Raw genomic sequence first — 24,828 nt, forward strand, 5'->3', positions numbered from 1 at the left:
CTCCAACTAATCTTGCTTTAGCTTCCTGTGACGGGCGTTTTATGCCAGGTTTTCCTCCCATTACCCACCATGAGAAAATTGATAACCGCATTTTAACCGCCACTGGTACGATCTTACCCACTTTTTAAAATAATTAAAATGATTGCTCTTTTATTAAAGTAATGTTAATATTTTGGTAGGAAGAGAAAAAGTTTTACAAAGAGAAATCTCCCACACTGTAACATTTATTTACTAAACACAAAAAAAAGCTGCGAATGAAAAAAAAGCAATTTTTTCTGTGTGTGCTATGTTTTTTTACAGGCATACACGCGGTGTTAGCGCAAACCACGCCCATTACCGGTAAGGTACATGATGGCAAAGGAACTCCTATTCCCGGCGCTACAATTATGCAACAGGGTACCAGCAAGGGGGTACCCACCGACGACAACGGTTTTTTTTCAATGAACGTCACGGGCGCCAACCCCACACTGGAAATTTCTGCTGTTGGTTACACTAAAAAAATCTTTCCTACAGAAGGGAAAAAGGAACTGGACATCACATTGGATGCCGACCAAAGTAACATGGAGGAAGTAGTTCTCATAGGTTATCAAAAAGTAACCCGCAAAAAGTCTACAGCATCCATTGCAAGTATTTCAGGCAAGGAAATAGAGAACCTGCCGATGTCGAGCTTCGACCAGTTAATGCAGGGACGCTTATCAGGCGTAAATGTGCAGAACTTTAGTGGTGACCCCGGCGCAAGAGCTGCCGTAAGTGTTCGCGGTAGTTCACTCGTTAGCTCTCAATGGGATCAAAATAATGTAGTAAGTTCTCCATTATATGTTATAGATGGTGTGCCACAATCAAATGAAGAGTATGTAACGCCCGGATCGGGCACCGGAATGAATTACCTGGCCGGTATCAACCCTAATGACATTGAGTCTATTGATGTGCTCAAAGACGCGTCTGCGGCAGCTATCTACGGATCAAGAGCAGCTAACGGTGTTATACTTATCACTACCCGAAAAGGTAGAAGCGGGGCACCCAGAGTAACCTTGTCTGGCTTTACAGGATATACAGAACGCCCTAAACTAAGGGAAGTAACCCTTGGCACTACAGAGAGAAGGCAGAAATTAAGAGTACTTCAGGATCAGCTTACCTACACACAACAACAACAGTTGCCGTATTTGCTAACAGACAGTCTTAACCCGGCATATAACGGTAACACCGATTGGCAAGACCTGTTTTACCAAGCAGGCTCTGTAACTAATGCAGACCTTGGAATTTCGGGGGGAAGCGAAAACGGATCTACCTATCGCTTTAGTACCGGATACTATGATGAGCAGGGTATTATTAAAGCCACAGGCTTCAAGAGATACTCAGCCCGGTTAAATATGCTTACTAAAGCAATGAAGGGTAAACTGGAGATCAATCCTATCTTATTCTTTACACGTACTACAAGAAGCCGGGGCTTAGGCGCTGACCCAAGATTAGAAAACCTGAGTATTAATCCGTTTAGCTTAGGCGCAGGCAACATGCCCTCTTCCCTATTTAACTTAAGTGAGGCCAAAAAGGAATCGATACTGGCTGCATATGATGAGAGCCTGGACAAGAACCTTTCCAATGTCTTTAACATGAATTTAAACCTCTCTTATACTTTTACCGATCACCTGAAGCTTAATTCACTCAGTTCTTACCGATATACTACGTCCAGGAGAAATTATAACCGCACCAGCGCTATGGAAAGTTTCCTCGGCAACTATTCCTATACTTACAGCGACCAGGTAGAGGATATGCTTACCTCCAATTACTTATCGTATACCAATACATGGGGCGAGCATAATTTTAGCGGCGTTATAGGTCAGGACATCCAGTTTAATGTTTTTGAAAATACATCCGTTTCCGGCGCCTTTGGGTCAGCAGACAATATTAAAGTGGTACAGGGCTTCCTTCAAAAAAACCTGGCAGGTTATTCTGATTACCAGGCGTATGGTCTGTTATCTTACTACAGTCGCCTTTCTTATGATTTCAAAGATCGTTACCTGTTCTCCTTTGCCGGAAGATGGGACGGCTCTTCCAGGTTTGGGGCGGGTAATAAATGGGGCTTCTTCCCCTCTGCCTCAGCGGCCTGGATACTGTCGGAAGAAAAATTTTTCCAGAACTTTTCCTCGGCAATCAACCTTTTTAAAATCAGAGGTTCCTTCGGTACATCAGGAAGTCTGCCATCTAAGAATTACCTGCAATACAATCTTTACAGTGTAAACGCGGGCTCTTACCCAGGCAACCTGGGTTCCAGTTCTTATAATGGCGTAACGGCTATTACGCCCAACCTGAAAGATGGCGCTGCGCAATCGAGCCTGTCCTGGGAGAAATCAAAACAATGGAATATCGGGCTTGACTTTGAAGTTGAAAAAGGAAAATACTCCGGATCCATTGATGTTTATAATAAAGAGAGTTCTTTACAGCTGTTCTCAGTAAACCTGCCGGTAACCACGGGCTACTCCAAAGCCTTAACCAATGCTATTGGTGTAAGAAATGCCGGGGTTGAATTAACACTGGCTGCTAACCCTCTGCCACAAAGCAGTCCCGTTAAATGGTTTAGCCGGCTGAATATCAGCTACAATAAAAACGCGATCATGAACCTGCCTAACAATAACAGAGACCTGGTAATGGATGGCGACCGGTTTGACAAATCGCATATCCTTTCAGTAGGTAGCCCTATCAATGCGTTCTACCTGTACCGCACATTAGGCGTTTTTGCTACAGACGATGATATCCCTGTTAATCCTTTCACCGGTGCTAAATACCGGAACTCAAACGGTACGTTCACCGCAGGCTCTTTTTATATACAGGACGTAGACGGAGATTACTTCACCGATGTGTTTAACAGCGGCATCAACCCGGATAAGATCCCGATGGGCGACCCTAACCCAAGGATAACGGGTGGATGGACCAATAATGTCACATGGAAGAATTTTACAGTGGGCTTGTTCTTCAATTTCGTATTTAAACGAGATATATTAAACCTCTTCCTGGCAGATCAATTCAGCAACTCTACTGCCGGAGATCCGCAGAACAATTTCGCTCAATACTCCACACCCAACCTGGATGCAGTTAATATCTGGCGTAAGCCGGGAGACCAGGCAACTTATGCCAAATATGACTTAGGCACTTATTTGTATTACTATACGTCCGCTCAAAGCTTTTTCTTAACCAAGGGAGATTTTGTAAGACTCAAAAACATTAATGTCCAATATAATGTGCCGGCACCTATCATTAATAAATGGGGCCTGGGCGGTTTTAAAATATTCGGAACACTTGATAATGCTGCGAGGTGGCAATCTTCAAAACTGCTGCCGGATGCAGAAAACGTAAACTCCTATGGTGAGTATGCAGGTGACGGCTATCCCATCCCTAAAAAATATACAATAGGACTGCAGGTACTGTTTTAATCCTGGCGTTTCAATAGAATTTTTTAATTCCAAATAATTAAAAAAATGCAATACACAAATCAATACCGATATCTTTTAACCCTGTTGATGTTAGGTTGGGTTATCAGCAATAGTTCCTGTAAAAAAATACTGGAACAGGAACCCCAGAACTCTACATACGACCAGGTTTTCTGGCAAACAGCAAAGGACTGCGAGTCTGCCATTGCAGGTAATTATTCCCTTTTAAGGGCTTCATTTACCGCCACTTCTGCTTACGAAGAAAATGCGTTCCGCTATAATATGTATGGAGATGCGCAAACCACCTCTACCAGCTATTTTACGATCAACTACAATGGGGACGGATTAGAAGGCATACAGGGAGGAGACTTTACGTTCCAGTATAATATTCAAACACTGGGAGACTGGACCGTGTTTTATAAGACCATTGCCTACAGTAATATTATCCTTAAAAAGATACCATCCATCCCTGATGAAAAGTTAGCCAAAGATGTGGTGAATGTTCAAACCTTTAAGAACAAGATCATGGGTCAGGCCCTTTTTATAAGGGCATTGAGTTATTTCCAGCTGGTGAAGGTTTGGGGAGATGTACCCATTGTAACAGAGGCCTATGATGACGTACTAAGCGCTCCGCAATTGCCAAGATCTGCCAAAGCGGATGTTATGAAACAAATTGAAAACGACTGTCATGCGGCAATGGGCATGCTCAACTGGGGCAACGAATCCGTACAGGAACGGGGTGTTATTGCCAATAGAGGATCTGTTTACGCACTTTTAGCTCATTTATATTTATGGCGTGCAACCATGACGAATGTTAACAGCGACACGCCCATTATGAGTGATGTAACCAACGCGGATACCACCCTTAGTACGCTGATGGCGCGTGGCGGATACTCGCTGGTAGATACCGCTAAATATGGCGACCAGTTTAATAATCCCTCTACCGAGAGCATTTTTGAAGTTGCCATGAGTGAGAACAACCAGGAAGGTGCTTACTATCATATTGGCCTCGGATTTCTTACCGGCTCTTTAGTAGAGGGGCTGGGCTTTAGTCCCAGGTTCTGGGTACCCGACCAATATATCGACAACCATTATGGCGTAGAGCGAACAGGGTATGGAGAAGGTTGGGTTTTCCGCCCCGGCGGATGGGAGTGGTTACCGGTAAAAGTAGTAGGTATTCAATATTACATTGTAGAAAATGGAGTAGAAATTAACGTTACCGATGATGCGGATCTGTCTAATGGCAATGCTTACGTGTATTATGCAGATATCGATGATTACAAACTGGAGCTGGTGGGTGGTTATGGCCCTGATTTAGGCGAAGTAAGGTATCGGAACAACTTTGTAAAGGTTGGCGCCCAGGGTTCTAATCTTATTAAATACAGGAATATTATTTACCGTAACCCGGGCAATCGCACCAATGCATACCTGAGCAACAACCTTCCTGTTTTCAGGCTGAGCGATATGCGTTTATTACAGGCAGAAGTAGCTTTGTATAAAAATGACCTATCTACTGCTGCGCAGATCATCAATTTCTTCAGGGACAGGAATAATTCTTCATCAGTTAGAGTAAGCGCTACAGACGGCAAGTTTAATCTGACCAGGGAATACATGCTCGAAAGAGGTAAAGAACTGTATATGGAGGGGCAGGTATACTTTGACCTGTTGCGCACCAGGATGTATACGGAGTTTATTGGTTGGATGAGTACCACCCGGTTTAGAGGTGAGGGCTTTTACTGGCCTGTTTACCCGCTGCTGTTTAACGATAACAAATTCCTGACACAAACATTATACTGGCGCGGTAAAGTATAATGATCATTCATTCACCTAAAAACTGTAATAATGAAAAATAAAATGTTAACAGTCATTATAGCCGGGATTATTCTTTTAACAGCCTCCTGTAAAAAAGATTATGCGGTAGATGGCGGTAAGTCCGACGAAAATGTAAATATGACCACTTATGACTATCTGAAGTCAAAGCCTATCTTTTCATCATTGGTTCGCCTGATTGACAGGGCAGGACTTAAAGATGCAATAAATCAGCAAACCACTTTTTTTGCCACGACCAATTACGGGGTAGACGAGTATTTAAAAGCGATGAAGAATATCAGGGCCATTGAATTAGGTAATGAAAATATTACCTATACCCTGGACAGCATTCCCCTATGGCGGCTTGATTCTTTAAAGACTTATATATTCCCCGAAAAAGTTAGCAGAAATGTATTAACTACTAAAGGTGCTTTTTATCAGTCCAGCTTTGGAGATATGACCAATACCCGCATTAAACTGGGCCTTGCCAGAACCTATAGCTACGGAGTTTACGTGGATTATGTAGACTATGTAACGTATACAAAAGTGATAGGCGGTGACGACACCGAAGTGCTGGTCCCGTCCGGTATTCCACCGACAGAAGTGGACCGGGTCGTATATGTTCAATCGTCGGGCATTATTACCACAAACGGGGTGGTGCATGTGTTGGATGGCTTTCACCGTTTATTCTTTAATACCAATAATGCCAATTAACGGCAGTTATATTCAGTTTAAATTTAAAACAGGTAAATAATGAGAAAATATTTAATACCCGCTTTTACCTTGCTTGTTTTGGGCGCGATCAATTGTAAAAAAATACAACAAGGTTTTTTAAGCGAAACGCTACGGTATACATCGCCCGACCTTTATGCACAAAGAGGCCTGGCATTGGTTCAATCAGCTAAAATTTTTGCTGATGGCTCCACACCTCCTATTAGTTTCGAGCTGCTCAACCTGAGGGACAGCTCCGGAAAGCCTTTACCGGAGGCTTTTAACACTAAGTACGATGTAACCGTTTTTAAGCCAGGCATGTCCTTTAATGCAGCAACAGATACGACCGTTGCGTTGTTAAATGCCAAAAGAGAAACCGTTTCTGTTTTTCCCATGGACTTCAATAAGGCCAGCGGACAGCTCTCATTCAATAAAGCAGCATTGAACATTCCTCTGGGTATTTACAATTTTGATATTAAAGCAACCAACAGTGCCGGTTCAAGAGTTTATCCTTCATTTGGAAGGATTCATGTGGTTGATCCTACACAGGAGGATATGTTTTTAATAGAAGATAATGTCAACAATGCATTTGACCTGGCGGGTACTACTTTCGCCAAAAGAAATCCTATATTAAAGTTCACAAGGGTATCGGCAGACGGCGCAAGGATTATCTTAAAGATATCGGATAAGAATGGTTCGGCATTTAATCCCCGCAAGGGAGAAGTAATTGCAAGAGGCGACCGTCCTACATTTTTAAGCTATGCCAAATTTAACCCGGTTGTTTTTACGGATACAGCATTGGTTTGCGATTTCGAAGTAGCCCCTTTCCCACTGGCGAAATATATAGCCGGCGGTACCGACTGGGGCCACCTGATCTACTATCGTATCCCGGAAAAAAACATCATTTTTGACGGATCTTCCCTGGGAACATTAAACGCTAATTTAAGATTTGCCTTCACCATTAAAATGGAAGGTACTTTTATTATAGAATACCAGTTGCCGGATGCGGTAAGGGTACCAGCGCCTTAACAATATTTCCAGGTGATGGTCAAAAAGGAGGTGCGTGATAAGGAGCTTCATGCACCTCTTTTTTATTACAAATGTCCCAATATTGTTAACTTCACAGAGGATAATCACACACTGTAATTAAAATACAATAGATGTTCGTGAAATTTTTGACATCCCTTGTTGTACTCTACTTTGGTACCCTTATGCAGGCCGGGGCTCAAAAGAAGATCATATCTGACACCCTGGGTTATTTGAAGCATATTGAAGCTCGTAAGGCTGAGTTTATCGGGCAGCCTTTTTCAAATTTACTGAGCGAACTCAAAATAGGAATAGTTACTTTCGGTCCGATAATGTCCAATCCTAGTGATGTGTCAAAAGAACCTTCGACTACTTTCATGTTTTTAGTACCAACGACTGCTAAAGATTATCAATACCCGCATATGAGTATTATCTGGCGATCTCCTTTAGATTTCGACGCTTCTGCTGCAATAGCAAGCAGATCTGCTACTTTTGGCGGTTGGAGCGGCGCTGCAATAATAAATTATAAAAATGCTATTGTAGACGATATTGTAATTGGCGGTGATGAAACAAAGAGACAACCGCCCGAGGGTGGCTGGGTAAACTGGAAAGATTTAAAACGACGACCAGTAAAAAGAAAATCAATACATCCAAAGTAAAGAAGAAATGTGTTGAAAAACCTTTTCGTTGCACCTGCTATCTACAACCCATATTTATCCACCAGGTAAACCAGGGCCGCCATATTCACCGCACCCAGCTCCAGCTCCCTTTTATTCACCGACTCAAAAGTATCGGTGCTGGCATGGTGAATATCAAAATAGCGTTGGGAATCGGGTAAAAAGCCACATAATGGCGTGCCCAAATGCTCTTTTAAGGGTGCTATATCGGTGCCGCCACCGCCACGCACCAGTTCATTACAACCGTAAGGACCGATCAGCGGCAACCAGCTTTTAACCTTTTCAAAAACAGCATCGCTGCCATTAATACTGAAAGCTCTCGGAGTAAACCCGCCTGCATCACTTTCTATGGCCAGTATGTGCTTTTCGTTACGGGACTTTGCCAGTTCTGCATATTTGTCGCCACCGCGCACACCGTTCTCTTCATTGGCAAATAATACAAACCTGATGGTATACCGGGGTTTATAGCCCAAAGCTTTTAAAGTCCTTAAAACTTCAATAGTTTGGGTAATACCAGCCCCGTCGTCATGCGCGCCTTCACAATTGTCCCAACTATCCAGGTGACCGCCAATGGTGATATACTGGTCAGGAAATGCTGTGCCTTTTAATTCGCCAATAATATTATTACCCTCTGCATCCGGCAGAAAGTATCCATTTGTTTTCAATGAGATTTTGACCGGAGCATTCTTTTCCAGTTCAGCTGCCAGCCAGTCGGCATCGCGTAAGCCTAATGCCACTGCCGGAATTTTGGCATACATGGAATCATAGCGCGTTCCCCCGGTATGAGGCACATTGTCTACACTATGGCTCATGCTACGCACTACCACACCTATAGCGCCGTATTTCGCAGCCCGCGATGGTCCCTGCGAACGATACTTCGCCGCATCTCCATAAGCCTCAAAAGTGCGTATAAACCGGGGATTGAACTTATAGTTATAAAAAACGATCTTTCCCCTTAACTGATCCTTTTTCTCTTCCAGTTCATCAAAATTATTGATCAATACTACGGGTGCTGTAAGCAATTTGGATGCCGTACCTATTGAATTGCCTAATGCAATCACATTAAGCGCTTTCTTTTTATTATCATTTAATATGGCCGTAGCCTCATCTTTTCCGCCACGTACCCAATGGGGTACCATTACGGGCTGTTTCAACACTTTGTCGCTTCCTGATTGCTGCAGCAACTGGTACCCCCAGTTTTCCGCCTTATACATTTGGGGAGATCCGGCCAACCTGGCGCCAATGGTCTTGGTAAGCGTACGCAAATTATCGTAGGCTTTGCTGTTGGTGAGCACTTCATCGGCTATTTTACGAATAAACTGCTCATCAGCATTCTGGGCTGCCAGGCTCATGCTAAAAAATAAAGATGCGGCTACAAACAATTTATGTTTCATGCTGTTATGGTATGTGTTTTGAGTAAAGATAAAAAGTCTGGACCTGATTTACAGGAACAGGCCTCTTTACAGATTGTCAAATATACAGGGTGAAGTATGCCTGGGTTCCAGCGGCATGCATTCCCCGGTTTTCATTTTGCCCAGGACATAAAAATAACAAACTGCGACAATGCAGAAAAAACTAATAAATACAGAAACGGCTATCTTTAACACATGCGAATAGGTATTGTTTGCTATCCAACATTTGGTGGCAGTGGCGTATTGGCCACAGAATTAGGTAAGGCCCTGGCTCAAAAAGGCCACCAGGTGCATTTTATAACATATCAGCAGCCGGTAAGGCTAAGCGCTTTTAATCCCAATATTTATTATCACGAAGTACAGGTACCTACTTACCCGCTTTTTGACTTCCCCCCTTATGAAACAGCGCTGGCCAGTACAATGGTTAATGTCATAAAAAACTATAACCTCGACCTGCTGCATGTACACTATGCCATTCCCCATGCATCGGCGGCATACATGGCCAAGAAAATACTGCACGATGAAGGATATGAAATCCCGGTCATTACTACATTACATGGAACAGATATTACACTGGTGGGTAAGGATAAGATGTATTCGCCTGTAGTGGCTTTTTCCATTAATAAAAGCGATGTGATTACAGCAGTATCGCAAAACCTGCGCGAGGAAACCCATAGTACTTTTGATATCAAGAAGGAAATAGAGGTTGTATATAATTTTATTGATGTAAAGAGGTTCAACCGGAAACCTTTTGACGCTTTCAAAAAAGTGCTGGCTCCCAACGGCGAAAAAGTCTTATTACATGCGTCCAACTTCAGACAGGTGAAAAGGGTGCCTGACGTAGTGGAGATTTTTTACGAAGTGCAAAAAGAAATACCTTCCAAACTGTTGTTTGTGGGTGATGGGCCCGAAAGGTTACCGGCAGAAGACCTTGGTCGTAAATTGGGTATTTTTGAAAAAATGATTTTTGTAGGTAAGCAGGAGCAGATTGAAGATGTATTTGCTATTGCAGATTTATTTCTACTCCCCTCCGAATATGAAAGCTTCGGATTGGCTGCACTGGAGGCTATGGCTTCTAAAGTACCTGTTATTTCCAGCAATGCAGGAGGCTTAAAAGAAGTAAACATCGATGGCATTACCGGCTATACAGCCGATGTAGGCGACGTGAAAACAATGAGCGAAAGGGCTATTGAGATTTTGAAAGATGACGCCACTTTACAAAAGTTCCGCCAGGGTGCTTTCGATCATGCCCAGCAATTCAATATGGACGCCATCATTCCGCAATACGAAGCTATTTACAGGAGATTTTGTAAGGATTGCTGATACGAAGCGGGTAGGGAATAGAAATGAGGAATAGCAAGTTGCTAGTGGGATTAGCCTTTAGAAAATATTTCGATATTCAATGTTTAATTAACAATGTAATAACCGCTGCGCCTCTATCATCTCTCTGCGCCTCTGTTCCTTAGCGTTCTCTGCGTGAAATAATATTAGATTACGGGCGTGAAAATATTATCGTCCCAAACGACCGGAAATCCTATTCAGTATTTCAGTAGCCGCGTCTATCTCATCTTTTTTATTAGAGATGCTTTCCACATTAAATCCAATAGGAATTTGTTTGGATGCCGCAAAGTCTATCAGCTCATTAGCGATCATTACCGAAGTACGAACCGATGTCTCCAGTATGTCCTTGGAATGTTTGAGATCATTGTATAACCATTTGGGCACTTCTATGCCCAGCCATTTCATAAACTCCAGGGTTTTAATAGAACCACAGGGACTGAGCGTAAAGAAGATGGGTTTCATTTCATAGGCATTTTCAAGGGCATCGTAATAGTAATCAGATAACAGGTTCTTGGAGTCGAACACATTGTAAACGCATTGAGACACAAAAAAGCTACAGCCATTTTGTATTTTACTGAAGATCCTTTTGTTCTCATCACCCTTTTTTGAATGTCGCTCGGGGATAGTTACACCGCCCAATAACAGCTGATCATGATGTGTTCTTTTCAGATCATATGCGTCTGTCAGGCTAAAGTTGGTTTTATCTACCTGCTCCTTTGAAGAAGCACCTACAAACACAAAATGCTCCAGGTCCTTGTTATTGCTCAACCAGCTATTAAAACTATCACTGGTTTGGTTAGCAATACTTTTATATACAATAACCGGTTGGCCAACTTCACTTAAATAGTTCCTGTAATAGGTTTCCGGCGCAACGGTACGTATAAACGGATAGATACGTTGCTCACTTGTTCTGTCACTTTCATCCTGGATATCATAGAGTATAATACCATCCACATCCAGATTTCTCATGCGTTCCAACTGCTTGGCAGCAATAACCTCCAGCTTTTCCTGCTCAGTTGTAATTTTGGGTGGTGTGAAACTATACAGCAGCAACCCTGTTTCCGCATTTTCTATTTTTTCCCGTAAGGCCTTCATTCTTTCTTTTAATAAACAATCTATAACGCTAATATCGTCCTTTTAAGCAAGCTTTTTACCCATTTCCTGCATGTCCACCAGCTTGCGGTAAATGCCCCCTTCAATTTGCATCAGCTCATGATGCTTACCCCGTTCTGCAATTTCGCCCTTATTCAGTACAATAATTTCATCTGCGTTACGAACAGTACTTAACCGGTGAGCAATAACCAGGGAGGTTCTGTTTTGCATCATATTATTGATGGCATCCTGTACCAACCTCTCACTTTCTGTATCCAGGGAAGAAGTTGCTTCATCCAAAATAAGGATTGGAGGGTTTTTTAATACCGCACGCGCAATCGTTACACGTTGCTTCTCTCCGCCACTTAGTTTCGCTCCCCTATCTCCGATATTGGTTTCAAATTTCTCCGGCTTATCCTCGATAAAGCGTAAGGCATTGGCCACTTTAGCAGCGCTTTCTATCTCATCCTGCGAAGCGTCGGGATGAGCCAGTGTTATATTGTTGCCAATGGTATCATTAAATAAGATAGGCTCCTGGCTTACAATTCCGATCTGTTCCCGTACGCTTTGAATGCTATAGTCTTTGATATTTACACCATCCACCAGTATCTCGCCATCCGTCACATCATGAAAACGCGGCACTAAGTCGGCCAGGGTACTTTTACCCGCCCCGCTGCTTCCTACCAGGGCCACAGTTTTTCCTTTGGGGATGGTCAGGCTGATGTTTTTGAGAATGGGGGTTTCATTGTAAGAAAAAGATACGTTTCTAAACTCGATACTCTGTTCGAATGATGTGAGCTGCTGTTTGCCGTTATCTTCCACATTAACCGGGGTGTTTAATAGATCTTCAATACGTTCAACCGCTGCCGCACCAGCCTGCACATTAAAGAATGATGTAGACAGGGACTTTGCCGGATTGATCATCATAGCGAAGATGGCAATAAATGCAATCAGGTCTCCCGCTGTAAGCGAATCGCCGGTTAATATCAGGTTCGCTCCGAAATATATAATAATACATAAAACAGCTACGCCGAGTAACTCAGTAAGAGGAGACGCCAAATCCCTTCTGGCTGCCATTTTTTTATTAATGCCAAGTAAGGTATTATTCAATGTTACAAAACGATTATTCATGATCTTCTCGGCACAAAAAGCTTTAATAATACGAATACCACTTAATGTTTCGTCTAATATAGATAATGTATCGCCAACTCTTAATGAGGCCGCATTGCTTTGCTTTTTTAAAGTACGGCTAATTCTTCCGATGATGAAAGCGGTTGCTGGTAAAAGAATCAATAAAAACATGGCGAGGCTTGGACTGATGGCAACCATCGCTACCAGGTAGCTGATAACCGACACCGGATCTTTGATCAACCCCTCCATAGTATTGATAATAGAACTTTCAACCATCGCTGCATCATTAGTCATGCGGCTCATAATATCGCCCTTTCTCTGTTCTGAAAAATATCCTACAGGTAGTGTCAAAACCTTTGCATACATATCATTTTTTAAATGAATCGTAATAGAACTTCTGACAGGCACCGACAGAAGAGAAGAAAGATATAAGAGTAAGTTTTTTAAAAATATTGAGACAATAACCAGAATACAACATATTAAAACAGCTTGCATCTGGTGTCCTTCATTTACTAACCGCACCAGTTCCTTTCCCAGAAAATCCCCCCCGGGCAACTTCTTTAGAATGTTCTGTCCGCCTATACCGGGTTCGTTAAAAATAATAGACATAAGTGGCGCCAGCATCCCTAACGAAACAACTGACAATGATGACCCCAAGATGGTCAAAGAAATATACAATGCAATTTTGCCCTTATATAAACCGATGTATTTAAATATTCTCCTGAATTTTTTCAATTGATTTAAATTTTTAAAGCCCACAAAGGTAACCATTTACACATTCTGTGGTAATAAAGAACTAGTAAAGCTTACGAGTTAACAGGTAATTGGCATATTTCGTCTGTTAAATACAAACGATTGGGGCCGTTGTTACCGAACATGAGCTTTCATGAAAACGTACAGTTTGTCATAAACCTTTAACCGGCAACATTTTTGTTAACTTTGAAGTGAAATATGTTAGAAAAGCAGAATATTATACAAGACCAACAAACGGCCGTTATTGTAGGCGTGGTACAAAAAGATCAAACCGAACAGCAGGTAAAAGATTACCTCGACGAGCTGGAGTTCCTGGCAGAAACCGCAGGGGCTGTTACACGTAAGCGGTTTATTCAGAAGTTGCAACATCCGGATTCGCGCACTTTTGTAGGTAAGGGTAAGCTGGAAGAAATTCGGCAGTATATCTCATTTAATGGTATCGACCTGGTGATTTTCGATGATGAATTGAGCGGTGCGCAGATCAATAATATCCAGAAGGAGCTGAAAATAAAAGTGATTGATCGCTCAGATCTGATCCTGGACATTTTTGCCCGTCGTGCCAAAACGGCGCAGGCACGTACCCAGGTAGAGCTGGCTCAATATCAATACATATTGCCCCGCCTTCGCGGTATGTGGAGTCACCTGGAAAGACAGGGCGCTGGTATTGGTTCGCGCGGACCCGGTGAAACTGAGATTGAAACCGACCGTCGTATTGTTCGTGATAAGATCACCTTACTCCGTAAAAAACTGGCCGAAATAGATAAACAGTCCTTTACACAGCGTAAAGAACGGGGCGAGTTCATACGGGTGGCATTAGTGGGATATACAAATGTAGGTAAGAGCACTATCATGAACCTGCTCAGCAAACGTGATGTTTTTGCTGAAAATAAGTTATTTGCCACATTGGATACTACGACCAGTAAGGTGGTTTTTGAAACCACACCCTTTCTATTAAGCGATACCGTTGGATTTATACGAAAACTTCCTCACCACCTGGTAGAGAGTTTCAAAAGCACACTGGATGAAGTGCGTGAGGCAGATATTCTCATGCATGTGGTAGATATTTCCCATCCTAATTACGAAGACCAGTTAGCTGTGGTAAACAAAACGCTGCAGGAGTTAAAGGCTTTTGACAAACCTACCATTACCATTTTTAATAAGATGGACCTTTACGAAACGCAGACCTTTGACGAATGGCTGGGAGACGAAACAAAGGAAGAAATATTGCGTGATCTATATGACCGCTGGAGCAATGAGTTACAGGGCAATGTGGTGTTTGTTTCGGCAACAGAAAGACGCAACGTGGAAGGGCTGCGGGAAACGATTCTGAATAAAGTGAAAGAATTGTACGCAATACGTTATCCTTATAAGACGATGTTTTACTAGTAAATGGGTAATTAACTAGTAGTGAGTAGGAATTGAGAGAAAAGAATAGTTGTTGGTGAGTAAACAATGTTTTAGTAACTCCTGGCAGTGTAGTGATAAAAAATCGGCATTCGATTTTCAATATGTCAATACTTATTAATTCCCCTACGTCTCCGTTTCTTTGCGCGCTCGGCGTGAAATAAACAATGCAATACATATTACATCTCTGCATTTTCTACCCGATTTATTCGGATAGAAATTTCATCACTTCCTGCACTCTTATCTAAGATGGACAGACAATATACCTGGCATTTATTTGCCTTGCACTTAAACGAAATACCATTTAATCATGAAAACCTGGCGGAGATAAAGGTAGCCGGTAAAAAGATCTGTATTGCCCGTGTGGCAGATAAAGCTTTTGCCTGCGCGGCCCAATGCCCGCATGCAGCCGTGCCTTTGGTAGGTGGCTACGTAAACGTGCAACAACAGATCGTATGCCCCCTGCACCGGTACAAGTTCAGCCTGGAGAATGGCAGAAATGTTTCCGGTGAAGGATATTTTTTAAAGACATATCCTATAGAAGAAAGGGAGGAAGGTTGGTATATCGGCCTGCCTTCTTAATTGTTATCATTTAATACCAGCATCACTTTTAGCTGTGATGCTCTTTGCTATAAGACGGCACCAGCATACTACTCTTTTGCTTCCTGTTAATGCGAAAGCGCTTTAATTTCAATATCCAAACCTTGTAAGAATCGTATAAGATTACAACCAGTAAAAATGCACTGATAATAAAGAACATTTTAAACTGTAGCGTCTTGTAAAATAATGCGAACAATACACCACCTACCACATAAGATATAAAAATAGAGAAGATCAAAGTGGCTTTATCTCTCAGCTCTCTTTTATTCCGGAATTTTTTATTAGTGAACATGGAGGCCAGTACACCCAGATCGGTAGTAGCGCCTGTCAGGTGGGTAGTTTTTACGGCGAAATTGGAAATGCTGGCCGTGAGCCCATTCTGTAAGCCCATAGCAAACAAGAGCAGGGACAGCATCAGCTCCGACTCATGTAGCGAACCTTTATACCCATAAGTGCCATATATGCCCACCGCCAGGATACAAGCCAACTCCAACAGTAGCGGAAGCGCGTGTGCCAGGTATTTATTTTTTTCGGACAGATTTATAACCAGGAAATTGGATACAAAACTGCCAAAGAAGAAAAGAAATATCCATGAGCCTACCAGCGCAATCTGGTATATATTACCATTTACCAGCTCCGATGCGAAAATGGCAAAATACCCGGTAACGTTAGATGAGAAGGACAGGAATAATAATAGTGAAGCCACATTGACCATACCTGCTACCAGAGCAGTTAGTATCCCTAACCTTACGTTATCTCCTAATGTTCTGCTATTACTATATTTACGCAACATAATTTTTTTAGATTTTCACGCAACTCACTTTCGCAATACCACGAATGTTTGCGTCTGTATCAAAGTTTAACTCCAGCTTACCTTTTGTAAGGCTGGCAATATTGTACCGTTCTACCCGGTTATCATCATAAGTGATCATCAAAATATTACCACGGCCTTTAATCTTCCAGCTGGCCTGCTTTTTAATATTCTGACTACTTAAAATAAGGCTCCCATCGGGATTAAAAACCCAGCTTTCTGCATCAATAATGCCCAGATCTGTAGTAGACATCTCTTTTACCTCCTTAGGATCAGATGTGATAGCCCTGTCAATATGAGCGCTGTGATACACCCGTTCGTACTCCCAATGCACTTCTTTCCAGGATCCGAGGATAACAGTCTCCGGATCGTGATATGCTTTGATAGTGAACGATAAACAAGCAAGCATTGCAAAAACTGCTGCTATTATGATAAATGTTTTCTTCATTGTTTTTCTTTTTTATACGGTAAAATCATTATTACTTTTACCTCTTTAACCTTGAACAAAGCTACCGCAGCAGTATTAGAACGATATAAAGGTCAAATTAGAATTCAATTAGAAAAAAACATATTCTTATTAAAACCACATTAAAAGAGTCATATATAATCAGCTGATTGTCATTTTTTTCTTAAAGAAATCTTAACAATGCAACCTTTTAGTTTTGTAAGTAGTCAAATGGCCCTTTTTATAAAATAAAGAAGGTAAGGTATCCCGACTTTATTTTTCCTTAATTTCCCTTGTATATTATTACCTTTTAAGAACAAGGGGAGCTCCGATTAAATTTTTAATCCATCGTTTGTGAAATTAATGGACAAAAAATTTAGTGTAGGTTTGTTATCCAAATACAATTTTTATCCGTGCCGTTTAAATTACATACCCCGTTTCAACCAGCCGGCGATCAGCCTACAGCCATCGCACAATTAACAGAAGGCGTTTTTGATGGAGAAAAATATCAAACCCTGCTTGGCGTAACAGGCAGTGGTAAAACGTATACTATGGCCAATGTGATACAAAACACACAGCGGCCCACACTAATTATTACTCATAACAAGACTCTTGTAGCCCAGTTATATGGTGAGTTCCGCCAGTTTTTCCCTGAAAACGCGGTTGAGTACTTTGTCTCTTACTATGATTATTATCAACCCGAGGCCTACTTGCCGGTAAGTGACACTTATATTGAAAAAGATCTGGCCATTAATGAGGAACTTGATAAACTCAGACTCCGCACCATCACCAGTTTATTAAGTGGCAGAAGAGATATCATTGTGGTAGCATCTGTAAGCTGTATTTACGGTGCCGGAAACCCGGCTGATTATGAAAACAGTATTATACGTATTGAACGGGGTCAGACCATTTCGCGCCAGGCATTTTTACATGGGCTGGTTAACTCCTTATACACACGCACTACCATCGAATTTAACCGAGGCACTTTCAGGGTGAAGGGAGACACGGTGGATATCAATCTTCCCTATGTAGATTATGGCTACAGGATTACTTTTTTTGGAGATGAAATTGAAGAGATCGAGACCATTGAAGTAACAACGAATAAACGGATTTCCACCATAGGGAATGCTGCCATTTTCCCGGCCAACCTTTATGTGGCTCCTAAGGATATGATACAGCAGGTGATCTATGAGATCCAGGATGAAATGACGGCCCAGGTTGAATATTTTACCAGTACCGGCAAGATGATAGAAGCCCAGCGTATTAAGGAGCGTGTGGAGTATGATATTGAGATGATCAAGGAATTGGGATACTGTAATGGTATCGAGAACTACTCCCGCTTTTTTGACCGGAGGCAACCAGGCACGCGTTCGTTCTGCCTGCTGGACTATTTTCCAAAAGACTACCTGATGATCGTGGATGAGAGCCACCAGACCATGCCACAGATCAGTGGTATGTATGGCGGTGACCGAAGCCGGAAACTGATCCTGGTGGATTATGGGTTCCGTATCCCATCAGCACTGGATAACCGTCCGTTGAATTTCCATGAATTTGAAAGCCTGCAGAACCAGGTGATTTATGTATCTGCCACTCCGGACACTTATGAGCTGGAGAAAACGGGCGGCGTGATTGCTGAACAGGTGGTGCGACCTACAGGTCTCCTTGATCCTCCTATTGAAGTGCGCCCCAGTATTAACCAGATAGATGATTTACTGGACGAAATCGATAAAACAGTAAAGAAGGGCGATCGTGTGCTGGTAACAACTCTGACCAAGCGTATGGCTGAAGAGATGGACAAATACCTGCATCGCATTAATATTAAGTCGAAGTATATCCATAGCGAAGTGGATACCCTTGAGCGGGTAGAGATATTGCGCCAGCTGCGGCTGGGAGAGATTGATGTATTGGTAGGTGTAAATCTTTTAAGAGAAGGCCTGGATCTGCCGGAAGTAAGTCTGGTAGCCATACTGGATGCAGACAAGGAAGGTTTTTTACGTAATGAAAAATCATTGACACAGACAGCGGGTCGTGCGGCAAGGAATGTAGATGGCAAGGTGATTTTTTATGCCGATACGATGACGGGCAGTATGCAACGTACCATTGATGAGACTAACCGACGTCGTGAAAAGCAGATTGCTTATAATATTGAACATAATATCACGCCACGTACTGTAGTGAAGTCTAAAGAAGATGTATTTAAGCAGACCAGCGTTTTAGACATTAAAGGATTTGATGAAAAAGAGCCTTTGGCTATTGGTTTTGATGAGGACCTGGTAACGGTGGCCGCTGAAGAGGAAGTGGTGTATAAAACCATTCCACAGATGGAGAAGGCCATTGCCAAAACTAAAAAAGATATGGAGAAAGCGGCACGTGATCTGGATTTCATGGAAGCCGCCAAGTTAAGAGACGAGATGTTCAGGTTACAAAAAGAGTTAGAGGCAATGAAGTAATACTGAAATGCCTGCCCAAATGCGTAGCAGGCGGGTTCAGGTTACAAAAGGAATTAGAAGGAATGAAGTGACGAAGTAAATTGGTTTGAACTACTCACACTTTAGCCTATTAAAATGTTGAGCGCGTAATAATTAAAAGTCTGCATGTCTACTTTTCTATCAGCCGAATGGCGCAAATTGGCAATGGCTAATTATGCGATTGACCCGGATATCCTAAAGGCATTTGTTCCGTATAAAACAGAGCTGGATACCTGGAATAATACCTGTTATGTGAGCCTGGTGGGCTTCATGTTTCTACAAACCCAATTGCTGGGCATGAAAATACCCGGCCATGTAAATTTTGAAGAGGTGAACCTGCGCTTTTATGTACGGTATAAAGACGGCAATAACTGGAAACGCGGTGTTGTATTCATTAAAGAGATTGTTCCCAAAACCATGATCGCCTGGGTGGCCAATAACGTGTATGGCGAAAACTATGAAGCGCTCCCTATGCGCCATAACTGGCAGCTCGGCACTGACAAGCAGATAGTCAGCTACGGATGGAAAAAGCAGCAATGGCATGAGATGATCATTCGTGCCAGCCCAACACCAGAGGACATTACAACAGGTAGTGAGGCCGAATTTATAACCGAACATTACTGGGGCTACACTCAAACAGGATTGTCAAAAACAGGCGAATATGAAGTGCAACATCCCCGCTGGCAAACCTACGAAGTAACTGATTATACGATTAGTGTTGACTTTGAATTGTCATACGGACCTGTGTTTACTTTTCTGAATCATCTTCAGCCGCAATCGGTGCTTTTAGCAGAAGGGTCATTGATTAAAGTACTGAAAGGCAGCACTATTCTATAGTTTTATTGCCTGGCTTTAATTCAATTATTAGTATCGCGCTCTTTCAAAGTGCTGTCATCTTTTTCCATGCCAGGGTAAGATTTCATTGCTATTAATGCCCACCATATCCAGATGGCATTTCATTTTATAAATAGAAAAATGTAACTTTAAAGTATGGAAGGGCAAATTGCAGATAAAAAATTAGAGTTGATTCAATGGCTCTCGACATTAGAGGATGATATTACTCTGAATAAGCTCATCGAGTTAAAAAATGGTGAAACGGCTTTGCAATGGGACCTGATTGCTGATGTTGAAAAAGAATCGATAAAAAAAGGAATAGCAGATGCAAACCAGGGAAAGCTAACCAACCATTCTACTGTACGCAAACTATATGAAAAGTGGCTATAAAATAGTATGGACTGACAATGCCATCAGCGAATTACAAAATACAGTAGAATATCTCGAATCTGAATTCGGAGTAAAAGAGTTAAACCACCTTGCCCATAAAATCGAATCTGTAGTAATACTTCTTCAGCATAACCCTTATCTATTTTCAGAGTCGGAATTTAAAGGCGTTAGAAAAGTAAATGTCTTAAAGTTAAATACGCTTTACTTTAGAATAAATGCTGAGACAGTCGAAATCCTGTCTTTTTTCTCCAACAGGCAAAATCCCGCCGGTAGAAAGCTATAAAAAAATGGGTGTAATTTAAATTTTGTCCGAAGCCCGCCTGACCGGACCTCCGTATGTAAGGGCAAAGCTCCCGTATTTCAGGAGATGTCTTCACTTGAATCGGTATGATGTTAGCTAAAATTTGGATTGCTCCTCAAAAATCGGCATTCTTAATAATCATCACTTATCTTTGTCCTGCTCATGGGGTGCCTTAATATTACGGGCTGAGATCATACCCAATAACCTGATCCGGGTAATGCCGGCGTAGGGAATAGATTGTACCGTTTCTATTATACTTCCGTGGGTTTTAATATGCATTGTTATGAACGGGAGTGAATGGTTTCAACTTTTTTTACAGCAGCTAAAAGCCGTACCGGTTCTGGAATGGCTGGGTGTAAGTTTTGGCGTGGCTGAAGTGCTGTTGGCGCGCGCCAATAAGATATGGTTGTATCCCTGCGGTATTGTTTCTGTTATCATATCTACCTATATCTTTTTCCATTCGGGATTGTATGCTGAAAGCGCCCTGAATATGTACTACCTGGTTATGAGTATATATGGCTGGTGGTGGTGGCAAAGAAGAAAAGATCATGAAGCGCCTCCCATTACCCGCGCAACCAAAGTAGAATGGTTTAAAACGGTGGGCATTGTTGTAATTGCATTTGCGATCTTATACACCGTATTAACAAAATTTACCGATTCAACGGTACCTGTATTTGATTCCTGGGTGAGTGCCACCGCCTGGGCGGGTATGTGGCTGCTGGCAAAAAGAAAAATTGAGAACTGGATCCTGTTGAACATCAGTAATGCATTTGCTATTCCGTTATTGTTTTATAAAGGATTGCCCCTCTACGCCCTTTTAACCCTTTTCCTTTTCATTATTGCGGTATTAGGTTATATCGACTGGAATAAAACCATTAAAAAGAATGAACAAAAAACAGCCCTTAGCTTTGAATAAAGAGCGAATTGATGTATTAAGAAGATTGTGCAAAGAAGCCGAAAAAAAAGGATATTTATCTAATGCTGTTTTAAAGATCGTCTACGAAGAAAAATGGTTTAAACTTTTTCTACCCAAGGCTTATGGCGGGCTTGAGCTGGATCTCCCTGAAGCATTAAGATATGAAGAGCAACTGGCTTATATTGACGGCAGCCTGGGATGGGCCATAACATTGTGCGCAGGTGCGAATCTTTTTGCAGGCTATATACACAACAAGAAAGCTACCTCTATTTTCTCCTCTCCCAAAGTATGTTTTGGTGGCAGCGGCGCAGTAAGCGGGGTAGCTGCAAAAGTTAAAGATGGATACATTGTAAACGGGTTCTGGCGGTATGCTACCGGCGCACCCCATCTTACTCATTTTACCGCGAACTGTACTATTGAAGAAGACGGGCAGCCATTATTAAATGAAGACAATAGCCCGGTAGTGAGATCATTCTTCTTTAATAAAAAAGATGTTATCATCCACGAAGACTGGTACGCTATGGGACTGGTTGCTACCGCCGGACATAGCTTCAGTGTTAAAAACCTCAAAGTACCTTTCGGACAGAGCTTTGTTATTGATGCCGCTCACGCAAGTTTAAAGGACAGCATTTACCAATACCCGTTTATGCCGCTGGCTGAATCTACCATAGCCGTTAACACATTAGGTATGACGCGACGCTTCATAGAACTGGCTCTCGAAATCGTTCAAAAGAGACAATCAAAAATAGGTGAGGCAGCTTATACTATTGCGACAGAGCGTATTCATTCAGAACAACAAAAAACAGACCGGCTGGCAGAGCTGCTTTATCAATGGGTTCAAATATCCTGGAACGAACTTACTTCCAAAGGGCAGCCTTCCAAAAAAAGTATCACTAGGATCTCAGATAAAAGCCGGGACCTGGTGCATCATTGCAGAACTGCGGTAACAGCTATTTACCCTTACTGCGGGCTTGCAGCTACAAACCCCTCTTCCGATATCAACAGGGTGTTCAGAGACATCTTTACAGGTAGCCAACACGGACTGCTTACATTTAAACGCTAAAAGCTCTTGGCCAGTTTTTTAATATCACCCGCAATACGGCTGATAAACAGGAACTGATCTACAACGGGCTTAAATTCTACCAGCACTTTGCGGGTCTCGGTTTCAACGAGGCCCTGTTGCAGTTCCAGCCTTCGTTTAGATACCAGTTCATCCAATTCCTCCTTTAATTCTATGGGGGCATGATGCTGAGCTTCAGTAACTTCTTTGTGCTCTATGTGCAGTAATGCTTCATTGAGCTCCGCCGTAATATCATCTTTAATAGCATGAAAATCTTCGTCGCCATACTTATTCTTAAAGCCCCTGGCAAAGCCGGCCAATGATACAATATGTGAATTCAAAGTGTAAATCAATACCACCATTTGATGGATCTTTTTCAAATCGCCTTGCTTACTTTTAGGCTCGTTCATCATGCGGGTAAAACCGCCGGATAAATTGGCCTGTTCTATAAACGCCTCTTTCCTGCTCAGCTTATACTCCAGGTCGTTCAATGCCCCGGTTGCGAACGTAGCAGCCACTGTTTCAAAGTACTTTTTTGATGTTTTTAATGCACTGGTAATATAGGTATTCAACTGCGTTTTTTCCCAGGAAGGCACCAAAACATAAGCAGCTATAAAAGCAATGATCGATCCTACCGTAGTATCAATTAACCGGCTTTTGAATATCTCGTAAAAGTTATGGCTATTGAGCAGGTAAAAAAAGATCATGATAAACGCTGTCATGAAAATCACACTCACCAGGTACTTGGTGCGCATAAAGCTATAGGTGATGATCATCAAAAAGATCATGGCAGCAAACTTGCCATTTTGCGTTGGGATAAGATATAATAGCGCTAACCCGCCCAACGCGCCCACAAAAGTTCCTATCAACCTTTGGTAATTTCTCTGGCGGGTAACACTATAGGTAGGTTTTAAAATAACGATGATCGTAAGCAACACCCAGTAACTATATTGCAGCTCCAGCAAATTAGCTACCCCATAACCCAGTATACAAGCCAGCGTTACCCGGATGGCATGCCTGAAGCTATTGGATTTTAAAGAAAAGTTTTCTTTCAGTATTTCAATATCCAGGTCTGTTTTGGTTACAAAATGCTCATAATTGCCAGACAGCTTATATTCCTTGATCTTCTTACGATCATAACGGGTGTAATGGTGCAGGGTATAAATACGTAATGTAATCTCCTCAACGGACTGAAGCAATTTACGCATATTTACCAGTGAGTCGAAGGTTTCGGGGTTCCGGTATTGATTGGCAAATTCCTCGAACCTGGTTTGTAATAGTTTCAGCTCGTTATTAAGTTTCCGGGTAGCCCGCGGCGGACGACCGCTTTGCACGGCCAGGCCTATCTGGTGTAACTCATCTACTATTACATAGATCATCCGCTGGAAATCGCTTAAAATGCCACTATCATCGAAGCGCTTATGCATTGCCTCGTAATTATAAAAGGTGGCAGATGATTTTTCGAACAGATCAATCGATTCTGTGAAGATGATCAGGAGCGTGCGGCCCGTAACGGTGGACTCTTTTACAATATTGCGGCTCTTGAAAAGCATTTCGCGCAGCAAGGTTTGCTTATCCTGTATCTGCTGCTGCTCTTCCATCAGCATCTTATAGATCTTATCGTAATCGGCGTCTTTATCATAAAAAAGCGCCCTTGTGCCAAAATAATCACCAATGGCAATAATATTATCACCCAATGCCTGCTGGATGATCTTATAAGGTCGCACGCCAAATAACGCCAAACTAAGCATAGTATACCAGAGCCCCCCCGCGATCAGGAATAGCCCGTGAATAAGCACGTCTGCTCCTTCGGCACGCATATCGAGGGTTAAGATCATGATAAGGATACCTGCGAAACCAATAGCATTAACCCGCGCGCCATAAGCGCCAATAAAACTCAGGGAAAAACAGAATATAGTGAGTCCTATTCCCAGTAAAAGGGGATGGTGATTGATATAACCGGTTATTACCGATGAGAGAAAAATAAGCGCCACCGTTGCCAGCATGCCATTGCGTCGCTGGTGTATGGGACCGGGTATATCCGAAGCACTAACGGCCATTGCGCCGAGAGAAAGTATCAAACCTATTTCAAGCTTACCAAAATAGCTGAACACGATTGCCGGCAACGTAATACCAATGGTAATACGAATGGCTTCATTAAAATAGTAGCTGCTTACAAATTGTTTATATTCCTTTATATAGTCCACAAAACAAAATTACCG

At 42.3% G+C, this 24,828-nt stretch carries 20 protein-coding genes and 1 riboswitch; of the genes, 14 read left to right on the plus strand and 6 right to left on the minus strand.

Annotated elements, in window-relative coordinates; genetic code table 11:
- Window positions 1-254: 254 nt before the first annotated feature.
- The 5 genes from ACLOAU_RS03860 (at window position 255) to ACLOAU_RS03880 (ending at window position 7,630) form a co-directional block, all read left to right on the plus strand.
- The gene (locus ACLOAU_RS03860; RefSeq protein WP_427860524.1) at window positions 255-3,428 is read left to right on the plus strand and encodes a SusC/RagA family TonB-linked outer membrane protein; all 3,174 of its coding nucleotides are present in this window, start codon (window positions 255-257) and stop codon (window positions 3,426-3,428) included.
- A gap of 45 nt (window positions 3,429-3,473) precedes the next feature.
- Entirely contained in the window at window positions 3,474-5,237 is a 1,764-nt protein-coding gene (locus ACLOAU_RS03865) for a RagB/SusD family nutrient uptake outer membrane protein (RefSeq protein WP_427860525.1), read from the plus strand.
- A 30-nt stretch (window positions 5,238-5,267) separates the two neighbouring features.
- Window positions 5,268-5,948, plus strand: coding sequence for a hypothetical protein (locus tag ACLOAU_RS03870; RefSeq protein WP_427860526.1), 681 nt, complete (start codon window positions 5,268-5,270; stop codon window positions 5,946-5,948).
- Window positions 5,949-5,987: 39 nt separating this feature from the next.
- Complete coding sequence (locus ACLOAU_RS03875) at window positions 5,988-6,974, plus strand: hypothetical protein (RefSeq protein ID WP_427860527.1); 987 nt, start codon at window positions 5,988-5,990, stop codon at window positions 6,972-6,974.
- 131 nt (window positions 6,975-7,105) lie between these two features.
- Window positions 7,106-7,630, plus strand: a complete 525-nt coding sequence (locus tag ACLOAU_RS03880; protein ID WP_427860528.1) for a hypothetical protein — start codon at window positions 7,106-7,108, stop codon at window positions 7,628-7,630.
- Window positions 7,631-7,671: 41 nt separating this feature from the next.
- On the opposite strand, the gene ACLOAU_RS03885 is transcribed toward ACLOAU_RS03880, so the two are convergent.
- Complete coding sequence (locus ACLOAU_RS03885) at window positions 7,672-9,042, minus strand: M20/M25/M40 family metallo-hydrolase (RefSeq protein ID WP_427860529.1); 1,371 nt, start codon at window positions 9,040-9,042, stop codon at window positions 7,672-7,674.
- A 213-nt stretch (window positions 9,043-9,255) separates the two neighbouring features.
- Here ACLOAU_RS03885 and bshA point away from each other — a divergent pair, with 213 nt between their 5' ends.
- Window positions 9,256-10,383 carry an N-acetyl-alpha-D-glucosaminyl L-malate synthase BshA gene (bshA, locus tag ACLOAU_RS03890; protein ID WP_427860530.1) on the plus strand — a complete coding sequence of 376 codons (1,128 nt, stop codon included), beginning with the start codon at window positions 9,256-9,258 and terminating at the stop codon, window positions 10,381-10,383.
- Window positions 10,384-10,569: 186 nt separating this feature from the next.
- Here the strand turns inward: bshA and ACLOAU_RS03895 are convergent, their stop codons facing one another.
- The gene (locus tag ACLOAU_RS03895; protein WP_427860531.1) at window positions 10,570-11,496 is read right to left on the minus strand and encodes a methylenetetrahydrofolate reductase; all 927 of its coding nucleotides are present in this window, start codon (window positions 11,494-11,496) and stop codon (window positions 10,570-10,572) included.
- A 42-nt stretch (window positions 11,497-11,538) separates the two neighbouring features.
- Window positions 11,539-13,233, minus strand: coding sequence for an ABC transporter ATP-binding protein (locus tag ACLOAU_RS03900; protein ID WP_427860532.1), 1,695 nt, complete (start codon window positions 13,231-13,233; stop codon window positions 11,539-11,541).
- Between the two features lie 342 nt (window positions 13,234-13,575).
- Between ACLOAU_RS03900 and hflX the strand changes: the two genes are divergently transcribed.
- A complete protein-coding gene (gene hflX / locus ACLOAU_RS03905) occupies window positions 13,576-14,763 on the plus strand; it encodes a GTPase HflX (protein WP_427860533.1) in 1,188 nt (395 codons plus the stop codon).
- 267 nt (window positions 14,764-15,030) lie between these two features.
- Entirely contained in the window at window positions 15,031-15,363 is a 333-nt protein-coding gene (locus ACLOAU_RS03910; RefSeq protein ID WP_427860534.1) for a Rieske (2Fe-2S) protein, read from the plus strand.
- Window positions 15,364-15,391: 28 nt separating this feature from the next.
- Here the strand turns inward: ACLOAU_RS03910 and ACLOAU_RS03915 are convergent, their stop codons facing one another.
- Both ACLOAU_RS03915 and ACLOAU_RS03920 read right to left on the minus strand, forming a co-directional pair.
- Window positions 15,392-16,174 carry a YoaK family protein gene (locus ACLOAU_RS03915; protein WP_427860535.1) on the minus strand — a complete coding sequence of 261 codons (783 nt, stop codon included), beginning with the start codon at window positions 16,172-16,174 and terminating at the stop codon, window positions 15,392-15,394.
- A 7-nt stretch (window positions 16,175-16,181) separates the two neighbouring features.
- Complete coding sequence (locus ACLOAU_RS03920; protein WP_427860536.1) at window positions 16,182-16,640, minus strand: hypothetical protein; 459 nt, start codon at window positions 16,638-16,640, stop codon at window positions 16,182-16,184.
- Window positions 16,641-17,050: 410 nt separating this feature from the next.
- On the opposite strand from ACLOAU_RS03920, the gene uvrB reads away from it, so the two are divergent.
- The 6 genes from uvrB (at window position 17,051) to ACLOAU_RS03950 (ending at window position 22,609) form a co-directional block, all read left to right on the plus strand.
- Window positions 17,051-19,087 (plus strand): excinuclease ABC subunit UvrB, encoded by a 2,037-nt coding sequence (gene uvrB / locus ACLOAU_RS03925; RefSeq protein WP_427860537.1) that lies wholly within the window; start codon window positions 17,051-17,053, stop codon window positions 19,085-19,087.
- 144 nt (window positions 19,088-19,231) lie between these two features.
- Window positions 19,232-19,942: a YqjF family protein gene (locus ACLOAU_RS03930; protein ID WP_427860538.1), complete on the plus strand. Its 711-nt coding sequence runs from the start codon at window positions 19,232-19,234 to the stop codon at window positions 19,940-19,942.
- Window positions 19,943-20,095: 153 nt separating this feature from the next.
- Window positions 20,096-20,329, plus strand: coding sequence for a hypothetical protein (locus ACLOAU_RS03935; RefSeq protein WP_427860539.1), 234 nt, complete (start codon window positions 20,096-20,098; stop codon window positions 20,327-20,329).
- On the plus strand, window positions 20,313-20,612 hold the full coding sequence (locus tag ACLOAU_RS03940) for a type II toxin-antitoxin system RelE/ParE family toxin (protein WP_427860540.1): 300 nt from the start codon (window positions 20,313-20,315) through the stop codon (window positions 20,610-20,612). The genes ACLOAU_RS03935 and ACLOAU_RS03940 overlap by 17 nt, the downstream gene beginning before the upstream one ends.
- 171 nt (window positions 20,613-20,783) lie before the next feature.
- Window positions 20,784-20,879: riboswitch (TPP riboswitch) on the plus strand.
- 34 nt (window positions 20,880-20,913) lie between these two features.
- Complete coding sequence (pnuC, locus tag ACLOAU_RS03945) at window positions 20,914-21,546, plus strand: nicotinamide riboside transporter PnuC (RefSeq protein ID WP_427860541.1); 633 nt, start codon at window positions 20,914-20,916, stop codon at window positions 21,544-21,546.
- Window positions 21,515-22,609, plus strand: a complete 1,095-nt coding sequence (locus ACLOAU_RS03950; protein WP_427860542.1) for an acyl-CoA dehydrogenase family protein — start codon at window positions 21,515-21,517, stop codon at window positions 22,607-22,609. Before pnuC ends, ACLOAU_RS03950 begins: the two co-directional genes overlap by 32 nt.
- Here the strand turns inward: ACLOAU_RS03950 and ACLOAU_RS03955 are convergent.
- The gene (locus ACLOAU_RS03955) at window positions 22,606-24,813 is read right to left on the minus strand and encodes an FUSC family membrane protein (RefSeq protein ID WP_427860543.1); all 2,208 of its coding nucleotides are present in this window, start codon (window positions 24,811-24,813) and stop codon (window positions 22,606-22,608) included. The genes ACLOAU_RS03950 and ACLOAU_RS03955 overlap by 4 nt on opposite strands.
- Window positions 24,814-24,828 lie beyond the last annotated feature (15 nt).

The sequence above is a fragment of the Paraniabella aurantiaca genome (genome assembly GCF_050309965.1).
In the GTDB taxonomy this organism is placed as follows: Bacteria; Bacteroidota; Bacteroidia; order Chitinophagales; family Chitinophagaceae; genus Niabella.

Coding starts and splice junctions, on each gene's coding strand:
- ACLOAU_RS03910 (WP_427860534.1), top strand. CDS start 15,031: ATGGACAGACAATATACCTGGCATTTATTTGCCTTGCACTTAAACGAA.
- ACLOAU_RS03885 (WP_427860529.1), bottom strand. CDS start 9,042: ATGAAACATAAATTGTTTGTAGCCGCATCTTTATTTTTTAGCATGAGC.
- ACLOAU_RS03950 (WP_427860542.1), top strand. CDS start 21,515: ATGAACAAAAAACAGCCCTTAGCTTTGAATAAAGAGCGAATTGATGTA.
- ACLOAU_RS03900 (WP_427860532.1), bottom strand. CDS start 13,233: ATGTCTATTATTTTTAACGAACCCGGTATAGGCGGACAGAACATTCTA.
- ACLOAU_RS03915 (WP_427860535.1), bottom strand. CDS start 16,174: ATGTTGCGTAAATATAGTAATAGCAGAACATTAGGAGATAACGTAAGG.
- ACLOAU_RS03870 (WP_427860526.1), top strand. CDS start 5,268: ATGAAAAATAAAATGTTAACAGTCATTATAGCCGGGATTATTCTTTTA.
- ACLOAU_RS03860 (WP_427860524.1), top strand. CDS start 255: ATGAAAAAAAAGCAATTTTTTCTGTGTGTGCTATGTTTTTTTACAGGC.
- ACLOAU_RS03920 (WP_427860536.1), bottom strand. CDS start 16,640: ATGAAGAAAACATTTATCATAATAGCAGCAGTTTTTGCAATGCTTGCT.
- bshA (WP_427860530.1), top strand. CDS start 9,256: ATGCGAATAGGTATTGTTTGCTATCCAACATTTGGTGGCAGTGGCGTA.
- ACLOAU_RS03875 (WP_427860527.1), top strand. CDS start 5,988: ATGAGAAAATATTTAATACCCGCTTTTACCTTGCTTGTTTTGGGCGCG.
- ACLOAU_RS03935 (WP_427860539.1), top strand. CDS start 20,096: ATGGAAGGGCAAATTGCAGATAAAAAATTAGAGTTGATTCAATGGCTC.
- ACLOAU_RS03880 (WP_427860528.1), top strand. CDS start 7,106: ATGTTCGTGAAATTTTTGACATCCCTTGTTGTACTCTACTTTGGTACC.
- pnuC (WP_427860541.1), top strand. CDS start 20,914: ATGAACGGGAGTGAATGGTTTCAACTTTTTTTACAGCAGCTAAAAGCC.
- ACLOAU_RS03930 (WP_427860538.1), top strand. CDS start 19,232: ATGTCTACTTTTCTATCAGCCGAATGGCGCAAATTGGCAATGGCTAAT.
- ACLOAU_RS03865 (WP_427860525.1), top strand. CDS start 3,474: ATGCAATACACAAATCAATACCGATATCTTTTAACCCTGTTGATGTTA.
- ACLOAU_RS03940 (WP_427860540.1), top strand. CDS start 20,313: ATGAAAAGTGGCTATAAAATAGTATGGACTGACAATGCCATCAGCGAA.
- ACLOAU_RS03895 (WP_427860531.1), bottom strand. CDS start 11,496: ATGAAGGCCTTACGGGAAAAAATAGAAAATGCGGAAACAGGGTTGCTG.
- hflX (WP_427860533.1), top strand. CDS start 13,576: ATGTTAGAAAAGCAGAATATTATACAAGACCAACAAACGGCCGTTATT.